Genomic DNA, 9,127 nt, shown 5'->3' on the forward strand with positions numbered 1-9,127 from the left:
ATCTGGTGCTGATGGATGTGCAGATGCCAGGGATGGACGGGCTGGAGGCGACGCGCGCCATCCGTGCCCTGCCGTCGGTTGCCGGTCGTATTCCCATCATCGCCCTGACGGCCAATGCCCTGCCGTCGGAGGTGGAGCGCTGCCGCAAGGCCGGGATGAACGACCATATCGCCAAACCCATCGAGGCCAGCCATTTGGTCGCGGCCCTGACCCGCTGGTCACAGCGTATCGGCCCGGCACCCCGGGTGGCCGCCGCCGGAAACGGCGCCGGAAGCGCGCTGCCGGTACTGTCGATGGATATGCAGGCACAGCTTGAGGCGCTGATGGGCGCCGGCGCACTGCTGCCCATGATGGAGGAGGTGGCCAGCACCCTGCGGCAGCGCACGGCCCTGATCGCCGACGACACAATCGGACTGGACGTGCTGCGGGCCCAGGCCCATTCCATGGTTTCCCTGTCGGGAAATTTCGGCCTGATGGAACTGTCACAGGCAGCGCGTGATGTGGAACAGGCCATTGATGCCAGCGCTGACCGGGCCGCCCTGGCAGCGCTGCTGGTGCAGCTGGCCGCCGCCGGTGATCGGGCACAACGGGCACTGGCCGACCGTATCCCCGAACTGTCACGGGCCATGGCGACGGAAGCGGAAGGCTGATCAGCGAAACGGGCCCCTTGCTATCGGCGCGCGGAAACGCCATGAAGGGTAGACCTGTTTGTGCCGGAAAGTTTGACCGCGATGCTTACCCAGCGGGCCAAATACGCCCTTCGCGCCTGTATCCATCTGGCTGATCGCTTTGAAGATGCCACAACGGTCCAGATCGGGGAAATCGCTGCGGCGGAGAATATTCCCGCCAAATTCCTGGAAGCCATCCTGCTGGATATGCGCAAGGCCGGGCTGCTGCAAAGTCAGCGGGGGCGGCATGGCGGATATCGTCTGGCCCGCCCACCGGAGAATCTGTCGGTTGGCGACATCATCCGCGTCATTGACGGCACGCTTGCACCCATCCGCTGCGCCAGCCGGTTAAAGTTCGAACCGTGTGAAGACTGCGAAGATGCGGCCACCTGCGTCATCCGCTGGGCCATGCTGAAGGCCCGCGACGCCATGGCCACCGTCCTGGACCGCTGCACCCTGGCGGAGGCGTCGCGGCGCCGGCGGTCGCTCAGCCATCCGCTGGATTTCGTGATCTGACTTTTGTCAGCCCGCACCGTCACATGATCGTCACGCCGAACCGGCTTGACTCTATGGCGGCCATAATTCCTACTGGCGACATAGGATAATACCGCCAGCCAGGAAGCCCTGCCCGCATGACGGATCGCACCCGACGCCCTTCCATTGCCGTGATCGGCGCCGGTTTCAGTGGTTCACTGGTAGCCTTGCACCTTCTGGCCGCCGGCCCCGCGGCACCCCGCATCCTTCTGGTGGAACGCACACGCGGCTTTGGCAAGGGGGTCGCCTACAGCACGCGGCACGGCGCGCATCTTCTCAATGTCCGGGCCGGCAACATGTCGGCCTTTCCGGACCAGCCAGGGCATTTCCTGGACTGGCTGCGTGGCCGGAATGAAACCGCCGATCCGGCAGGCTTCGTGGCGCGTGCCACCTATGGCCAGTATCTGCAGGACATGCTGTCCCAGGCAGCCACCGGGTCGGATGCCGTCGGGCGTCTGGTCCTGGTCGCCGACGACGCGGTCGGCTTGGTGCCGGCTGCCGGCGGCGGCTTTCTACTGACCACCGATGTCGGTCGGACCTATGAGGTTGATGGGGCAGTGCTTGCCGTGGGGAACTTCCCTCCCGACCCGCCGCCGGGCGTGGACAAGGCGCTTCTGGACACATTCCGTTTCCAGACCGATCCCTGGGCTCCTGGTGCGCTTTCCCGGATCGGGGAGAAGGATGGGGTGCTTCTGCTGGGCACCAGCCTGACCATGGTGGATGTGGCCCTATCCCTGGCGGATCAGGGACATGTCGGGCCGATTCTGGCCCTGTCGCGGCGCGGGCTTCTGCCGCGACGCCATGGCCCGGCGGGCCACCCCACCACGCCACAGGCGGCCCCTGCCATCAGCCCGTCCCTGGCCGGGTCCCTTCACGCCGTGCGGGTGGCGGTGCGGGCGGCCATGGCGGAGGGACGGCCATGGCATGGGGTGATCGACAGTCTGCGGGCCGCCACCGGCCCCTATTGGCATGCTCTGCCGGTTGACGCACGCGCCCGCTTCCTGCGGCATCTGCGGCCCTGGTGGGATGTGCATCGCCACCGGTTGGCACCACCCGTCGATGAAAGGCTGCGCGCCATGATGGCGCAGGGCCGTCTGCGGGTAATTGCGGGCAAGCTGGAATGGCTGCGCGCCGGGGAGAGCGGTGAACTCTGCCTGCGGTTGCGCCGTCGCGGACAGAGGGTGGCAGAGGAATTGACGGTGCAGCATGCGGTGAACTGTGTCGGTCCCGGTGGCGACATTGCCGGAACCCGCGACCCGCTGCTGCGCAGCCTTCTGGATGCGGGACTGGTGCGGCCCGACCCGCTACGGTTGGGTCTGGATACCGACAAAGATGCCCGGTTGAAAAATGCGGAGGGGCAGGTTGTGCCCGGCCTGTACGCCATGGGGCCGATCATGCGCGGCACCCTGTGGGAGATCACCGCCGTACCCGATATCAGGGTACAGGCGCAAAAACTGGCCCATTCGATCCTGGCCGCGAGATAGAACCGGCGTCAGAAAAGGTGTCGCAGACGGCGCAGCCGCGCCTTGTAATAGTACCGACCGACCGCCGTGACCGTGACACGCTTGGCAGCCGACAAGGTGCGCCACAGGAACGGCATGTTGCGCAGGAAGGCCAGACGGCGCGACAGGGCGTTTGACCGTTCCTCCACGGTGCCGATCAGGCTGTCCTTGTTCCGGAAATCCTCGTGCTGGCGGGTGGGAGCGCCATTGGAAACAGGGTGGCTGGGCACGCAGATGTCGCGGCGGATCTTGAAGCCCACGATCGATTCATAGAAATGCAGCGAGAAGACACTGTCCTTGTAGGGCAGTTTGGAAAAGGGCTGATTGATGCCGGGGAACCGGGAATTGATATTATCGACGATCACCTTCGTCCATTCGATGAAGGAATAGGGGGTGGGATAGCCGAAATCCTTGAAATAGCTGGTGTGGGTATCCTCCACCGCGATCAGGCCCCCATCCCGGACATGGGGCAGCGCCTCGCAGACGGTCACGATCTGCTGTTCGAATGTGTGGCCACCATCATCCAGCAGGATGTCCACGTTTCCGATCTTGGCGAAAAGCTCCTGCCAGAATTCCGGTTTGGCCTGATCCCCGATATGGATTTCAAACCCGTCCTGTTCCCACCTTTTGGCAGCGGGATTGAAGTCCAGGCCAATGATACGGGCCTTGGGACCGAAAAATTCCCGCCACATGAACAGCGACCCGCCGTTCAGAATGCCAACCTCGACAAAGGTGATATCACGGCCCCGATACGAGCTGAATAAATCCTCATATGCATGAAAATAAGATGAGTGTTTTATAGATGAGTAGGGCGAACGTTTATAGCATTTATAGATATCAGTATCTTTATAAGATTGTCCAGCACCAGAAGATTGAGCGGTATTTCCTTCAACCTTGGCGGACAACGACATATCCTTCACCTTTTAATAGGGGGATCGTTCAGCTTTCTAATATATCATCCTTTACCCTGTGGTAACAGGTCATAGGAAATCCCCAAATGGCGGTAGGCAATTAGGGAAACCCAGCGGTTTCGACCTCACCCTTTGCGTGGCCCATAGCGCTTCTTGGGCGTCCCCCGAAAGCCCTGGGGCGGCTTTGGCTTACCAACACCGCCACCGGGTCGACCGCCAGGCCCCTTGCCGCCACCCATGCGCTGGCGCCGCGCCGTGCTGGCCAGCAGTTCCGACAGGCGTCCCGCCACCTCGGCCCGGCGTTCCTCCACGGCCTTACGGTCGGGAAACAGGCGGGGAAACTTGCGGCTGGCCCAATAATAGAGGTCGCAGGACCGTGACAGTTCCTCCAGCCCATAATCATCCAGCCGTTCCATGCGAGCCGGCACGACCAGGCCCAGCGGCACCGGCTCATCCTTTTCGACCGCACGCAGGATCTGATTGAAGAAGCGGGCATCCACTTCCTTATCGGGATCGCATGGCATGAACAGCAGGGACAGCTTCTGTTCAAACCCGATATCCCGTTCGTCCAGCGCCTGGGCCAGACGGCGCAGGGCCGATAAATCGGCCACGCGATAGGGGCTGCCGGTCGTACGGGCGGCAGCGAAACAGTCGATCAGCAGCATCATGCTGTCCCGACCGATACGCCCGGCCAGCCGGTCGACCATGGCGCGGGTGGGCCGCACCGTGAGCGCCCGGCGGGAGCCGAAGGACGGGTCATGGCGGGTCCAGATGGTGCGCAACTGCTGCACCGTACCCTTGGCCACCACGCCGAATTCGCCAACCTCATGATGACCATAGCGCCCGGCGCGGCCCGCGATCTGTTTCAGCTCGGCAGGCGCCAGTTCCCGTTGCTCCACCCCGTCGAACTTTTCCAGTGTCGTGAACAGCACGCGGCGGATGGGCAGGTTCAGGCCCATGCCGATGGCATCGGTGGCGACCACGACATCCGCCTCGCCATTGGTAAACCGCTCCGCCTCACGCCGCCGCACCTCCGGCGCCAGCGCGCCATAGATCACGGCAGCGGTCAGGCCCTTGGCCTGCACAATGTCGCGGACCAGATGCACATTGCGGCGGGAGAAGGCGATCAGGGCATCGCCCTTGCGCACATCCTCAAATTCCAGCCGCTCTTCAACCATGTGCAGCGGCTGCTTGCGTTCCAGCCGCACAATCTCCAGCGGTTCACCCAGATAACCCGCCACCCGTTCAATCAGCGGCAGCGCCTCCGGCGCGCCCAGCAGATAGACGGTGCGGGCCGCCACCCCCATCAGCGCCGCCGTCCAGGCCCATCCGCGATCCTTGTCGGCCAGCATCTGGATCTCGTCGATGACGGCGACATCCACCACCTGCTCTGGGTCCAGCATTTCGATGGTGGAGGCCAGATGCCGGGCGCCGGGAACGCGGATTTCCTCCTCGCCTGTCAGCAAGGTGGTGGGTGTCCCCTCCCGGTTCAGCCGGTCCATCACCTCCAGTGCCAGAAGGCGCAGGGGAGCCAGATAGACACCCTGTTCGGCCTCATGCAGGGCCGCCATGGCGCGGTGGGTCTTGCCGGAATTGGTGGGACCGACGACAGCCACCAGCTTGCGCCCCATGGAACGCGCCGTGGGGAACAGCTTTTCAAACTTGGCGAAGTCGAACTCGGTATTCACGAAGGTGCGGCCACGCGCCACGGCGCGTTCACGCAGCCAGGTGTCCGCCACCTCTTCCCAACGCCGAAGGATATCGTTGGGCTGATGGTTGGTGCGCGCAACGCGGTAGAGTCGCTGGGCCAGATTCTCGAAGGTCCAGCTGTCATCCGCCTCGCCCACAAGGTCATGCAGCTGCCACAGGCGGGCCGCCACATCCTCCAGCGCCGCTTCCAGCAGCTGACGCAGCTGCGGGTCTTCCACCAGATGCTGACGCAGGGTGGCATCGTCCAGCCCGGCCAGTTCGTCGATGTCGAAGCTGCGGGAGACTTCCAGGCGGATGGGCCCCGGCATCTCGGCAAAGGACAGCTCGTCATGGGCCCGCGCCCGTACCCGGCTTTTCGCTTCTGCCGCCAGCAGGGCGACATGCGTCCCCTCCAGCACGCGGCGCCCCTGTTCCAGCAACTCGGCCCGGCGCACCAATCGCGCCACCAGCCCCTCGATCTCCAACGCCACGGCATCCCGCCGCTCCGCCATCACCACCAGATCGCGCCGCCCCTGTGGCAGCGGCAGACCCAGCGGCACCATGCCATAGGCAGCCGCCTGCTCTATCCGGTCCAGGCCCAGACGGCCGACGGTGGTAATTTCCGGGTGATGCCGGGCAACAGAGAAGACCATATCCGGGTCCATCGCCACTGACGGCTCCGGGGGCAACATATCCATGGGTAACGCTACTCGAAGAAAAGAGATTTCGCAGGCGCACACTATGCCCGCGATCCGGCATTTTGCCCAGGGGCCGGGCGGCATGGCTTCCTTGTGGACAGGGGTGGGGGGATAGCGTGCATTTATGGATTTACATAGAGACGCATATACAGAACTCTCATGAAGAGGTGACTTCATCCGACACCTCGTGTCAGGAGACGTCATGCCTGTCATCTTCCGATGGGAAGGAATCCGGTTTCATTTCTTCTCAAACGAGGGCAATCCGCGTGAGCCCATTCACGTTCACGCACAGAGAGCTGATGCAGAAGCGAAAATCTGGCTCTATCCTGAGGCTGCTATCGCTGACAGTGAAGGCTTTACCCGTCGCGAACTCTCCCAGTTGCTGCGGGTCGTGGAGCAGAACAAGGCACTGATCGAAGAGGCATGGCATGGGCATTTCCGCTGAAACAGTTCGGTTTGATGACCATACGATGTGGGTCGATCTGCGCGATGGCCGCACCATTGGCGTGCCGCTGGCTTGGTTTCCAAGGCTACTGCATGCCACGCCTGAACAAAGGGCCGCTGTCATGATCAGCCCCAGCGGGCGGGGCCTGCATTGGGATGCCTTGGATGAGGATATCTCGGTTCCCGGCCTGCTGGAGGGTCGGGGCGACCTGACCAGCGCCCGCTCCACCGCAGCCTGACATCCGCCCCACCAGCAAACCGAACCTCAAAGGCCAAGCGGGACTTGAACCCAGGCGCGATCCGACGCAAAACCTGCGGACGGCCCGCCTGCCTTTCTGCCGGAGTGATGATGCGCCCCGCCCGCCTTGCCCGACCGACCTGTTCGCTGCTGTCCGCTGCCGCGCTCTGCCTGCTTCTGTCGCTACCCGTGGCGGCGGCGCCAACCCTTACCGTCAGCAGGGAGGTCGGCCTGCCGCTGCAGGCGGCGAAGGAGGCGCTGGCCGCCAACCGTTTTGACGCGGCCCTGGCCGCCATCGACAAGGCCGCCGCCGTGCCCACCATCACGGCGGAAGAAAAATGGGCGGTAGAGCAGACGCGCGCCGCCATTTTCAAGGCGCAGGGGCGCTTCGACAAGGCGGCCATCGCGTTCGAGGCGGCGACCAGTCTGGTGCCGCTATCCGCCGCCGATCAGGCGGGTGCCTTGGAAACCCTTTCGCAGCTCTGGTACCGGGCCGGCAACTATGCCAAGTCGGCGGAGTTCGGGGAAAAAGCCATGGCCGCCGGCAGGCTCAGCGATGCCTTCCGCCAGATGGTGGCAGAGGCCTATTTCCGGGCCAAGGAACCAGCAAAAGCCGGCAAGCTGGCCCAGGCCCTGATCGAGGATCAGCGTAAGGCCGGTCGCGCGCCCTCAGCGGAAGTGCTGCAGCTTCAGGCGGCGTCGGAATTCGGGTCCGGCAATATCGAAGGCTATATCAAGACCCTGAAGCAGCAGCTGCGCACCGACCGCAGCAAGGAGAACTGGCTGCGCCTGTTCAACGCCATGCAGCAGGCCAAGCCCATCCCCGAGAAGCTGGACCTGGACTGGGCCCGCCTGCGGCTGGCGGCCAATGCCTATGAGAACCCCGACTCCTTCACAGAAATGGCCCAGCGCGCCATGGTGGAGGAGTTGCCCGCAGAGGCCGCCGCCGTTCTGGAACGCGGCTGGTCGCTCGGTATCCTGGGCAAGGGGCCCAAGCAGGACCGGCATGAACGCCTGCGCGACTATGCCACCAGACAGCTGGCCGCGCAGAAGGATGGGCTGACCGCGCGGCAGCAGGAGGTGGCGGCGGGCAAGGATGCCAATGCCATGGCCAAGCTGGGCATGATCCTGGTCTCCCTGGGGCAGACGGATCAGGGCATCGCGATGTTGCAGCAGGCACTGAAAGGCAAGCTGCTGTCCCCCAATGTCGTCCGGCTGCGGCTGGGCATGGTGCAGTACCGGGTGGGTCAGACCAAGGCAGCGGCGCAGACCATGGCCTCCCTGCCGCCCGGCAGCGATGAGGCGCGGCTGGCCGAGATCGCGGCCTTGCTATACCCGGCTGCGAACTGACGCCATGAGCAAGCCGCCCCCCGTCCCCACCCATCTGGACGCGCCCCGCACCAACCTGCTGATGCGGTCGGGCCGCTGGGTGAACCTGTATGACCCGTCGCCCGCCGACATCATGCTGGAGGATTGGGTGACGGGGGCGTCGCGCGTGGCACGCTGGGGCGGCCAGACGCGGGGGGATACCGCCTATAATGTCCTGCAGCATTCGGTACTGCTGGAACAGGTGCTGGTCACCCTGCTGGCGCCCGATGCAAGCCCCGCCCTGCGGTTGGCGGCCCTGATGCATGATCTGCATGAAGGGGGCGGGTTGGGTGACGTCGTCACCCCCTATGGCAAGCTGTTCGCGACGGCGGGCCTGAAAGAGGTCAAGGCCCGGCTGGACCGCGCGCTGTTCCTGTCCGTCGGCCTTCCCTGGCCCCTGCCGGCCCCACAGACCGACCTGATCAAGAAGGCCGACAAGGTCACGGCTATCTCGGAGGCGATCCAGCTGATGGGCTGGCCGGAAAAACTGGCCCGCCGTGACATTGGCGGCAATTATCGGGGCAAACTCTGGACCCAACCGATCATGGTGGTGGGCGAGGCAGAGGCGCGGGGGCTGTGGTGGGATCGCTACAGGGTCGTTACGGGCGCGACGTCACCCTGACGCCAAGCGGCGGTACCCTAGAATCAAAACGCCACCGGGCGCGCTGCCGCGGCGGCGTTCATCCATCGCAAACGTGAAGGGCGGATCAGGCCGCGTGCTGGCTGGGTCCCAGACGGCGGAAGCGGGTGGTGTCCAGCACCACTTCCAGCGCTAGCGACAGCCGGTCACTGTTGCGGCCTTCCACCAGGAACTCCACATGCGTCGGACGGGTGGCATGCTGGTGCACGGCATGCACCAACAGGCGCCGCCGGGGCATCTTCAGTTCCTCCAGCCATTCCCCCACCTTCGGGGGTTCCGCCGTCCGCCTGGACAATACCATCGCCACTCTCCTGAAACTGCGGGCCAATGCTTCCCGATGGAAACAGGCCGAAACCGGTTACCCGATGCCGTCCACCGCCCGAGCCAGAGGCGAGGCCGGTTGAACCGGGTTCATGGGTGGATAGCCTTATCCAC

The 9,127-nt window shown here is 64.4% G+C and carries 10 protein-coding genes; 7 read left to right on the plus strand and 3 right to left on the minus strand.

Annotation, left to right across the window (positions count from 1 at the left end; translation table 11 throughout):
* From Q0072_RS16920 to Q0072_RS16930, 3 genes are all read left to right on the plus strand, one after another.
* Positions 1-650: response regulator (locus Q0072_RS16920; RefSeq protein WP_298332631.1), on the plus strand; the 650-nt coding region annotated here is incomplete at its 5' end.
* A gap of 81 nt (positions 651-731) precedes the next feature.
* Positions 732-1,184 carry an Rrf2 family transcriptional regulator gene (locus tag Q0072_RS16925; protein ID WP_298332657.1) on the plus strand — a complete coding sequence of 151 codons (453 nt, stop codon included), beginning with the start codon at positions 732-734 and terminating at the stop codon, positions 1,182-1,184.
* Positions 1,185-1,300: 116 nt separating this feature from the next.
* Positions 1,301-2,686, plus strand: a complete 1,386-nt coding sequence (locus Q0072_RS16930) for an FAD/NAD(P)-binding protein (RefSeq protein ID WP_298332634.1) — start codon at positions 1,301-1,303, stop codon at positions 2,684-2,686.
* An 8-nt stretch (positions 2,687-2,694) separates the two neighbouring features.
* Here the strand turns inward: Q0072_RS16930 and Q0072_RS16935 are convergent, their stop codons facing one another.
* Complete coding sequence (locus tag Q0072_RS16935) at positions 2,695-3,615, minus strand: class I SAM-dependent methyltransferase (RefSeq protein ID WP_298332637.1); 921 nt, start codon at positions 3,613-3,615, stop codon at positions 2,695-2,697.
* Between the two features lie 125 nt (positions 3,616-3,740).
* Positions 3,741-6,002 carry a helicase-related protein gene (locus Q0072_RS16940; RefSeq protein ID WP_298332640.1) on the minus strand — a complete coding sequence of 754 codons (2,262 nt, stop codon included), beginning with the start codon at positions 6,000-6,002 and terminating at the stop codon, positions 3,741-3,743.
* Positions 6,003-6,204: 202 nt separating this feature from the next.
* On the opposite strand from Q0072_RS16940, the gene Q0072_RS16945 reads away from it, so the two are divergent.
* The 4 genes from Q0072_RS16945 (at position 6,205) to Q0072_RS16960 (ending at position 8,674) form a co-directional block, all read left to right on the plus strand.
* Positions 6,205-6,447: a DUF4160 domain-containing protein gene (locus tag Q0072_RS16945; RefSeq protein WP_298332642.1), complete on the plus strand. Its 243-nt coding sequence runs from the start codon at positions 6,205-6,207 to the stop codon at positions 6,445-6,447.
* Positions 6,431-6,685 carry a DUF2442 domain-containing protein gene (locus tag Q0072_RS16950; protein ID WP_298332644.1) on the plus strand — a complete coding sequence of 85 codons (255 nt, stop codon included), beginning with the start codon at positions 6,431-6,433 and terminating at the stop codon, positions 6,683-6,685. Before Q0072_RS16945 ends, Q0072_RS16950 begins: the two co-directional genes overlap by 17 nt.
* Positions 6,686-6,792: 107 nt before the next feature.
* Positions 6,793-8,034, plus strand: coding sequence for a hypothetical protein (locus tag Q0072_RS16955; RefSeq protein WP_298332647.1), 1,242 nt, complete (start codon positions 6,793-6,795; stop codon positions 8,032-8,034).
* Between the two features lie 4 nt (positions 8,035-8,038).
* Positions 8,039-8,674, plus strand: coding sequence for an HD family hydrolase (locus tag Q0072_RS16960; protein ID WP_298332649.1), 636 nt, complete (start codon positions 8,039-8,041; stop codon positions 8,672-8,674).
* 85 nt (positions 8,675-8,759) lie between these two features.
* Here the strand turns inward: Q0072_RS16960 and Q0072_RS16965 are convergent, their stop codons facing one another.
* The gene (locus Q0072_RS16965; protein WP_102114575.1) at positions 8,760-8,993 is read right to left on the minus strand and encodes a hypothetical protein; all 234 of its coding nucleotides are present in this window, start codon (positions 8,991-8,993) and stop codon (positions 8,760-8,762) included.
* Between the last annotated feature and the right edge of the window lie 134 nt (positions 8,994-9,127).

The organism is Asticcacaulis sp. (assembly GCF_027484505.1).
In the GTDB taxonomy this organism is placed as follows: domain Bacteria; phylum Pseudomonadota; class Alphaproteobacteria; order Caulobacterales; family Caulobacteraceae; genus Asticcacaulis.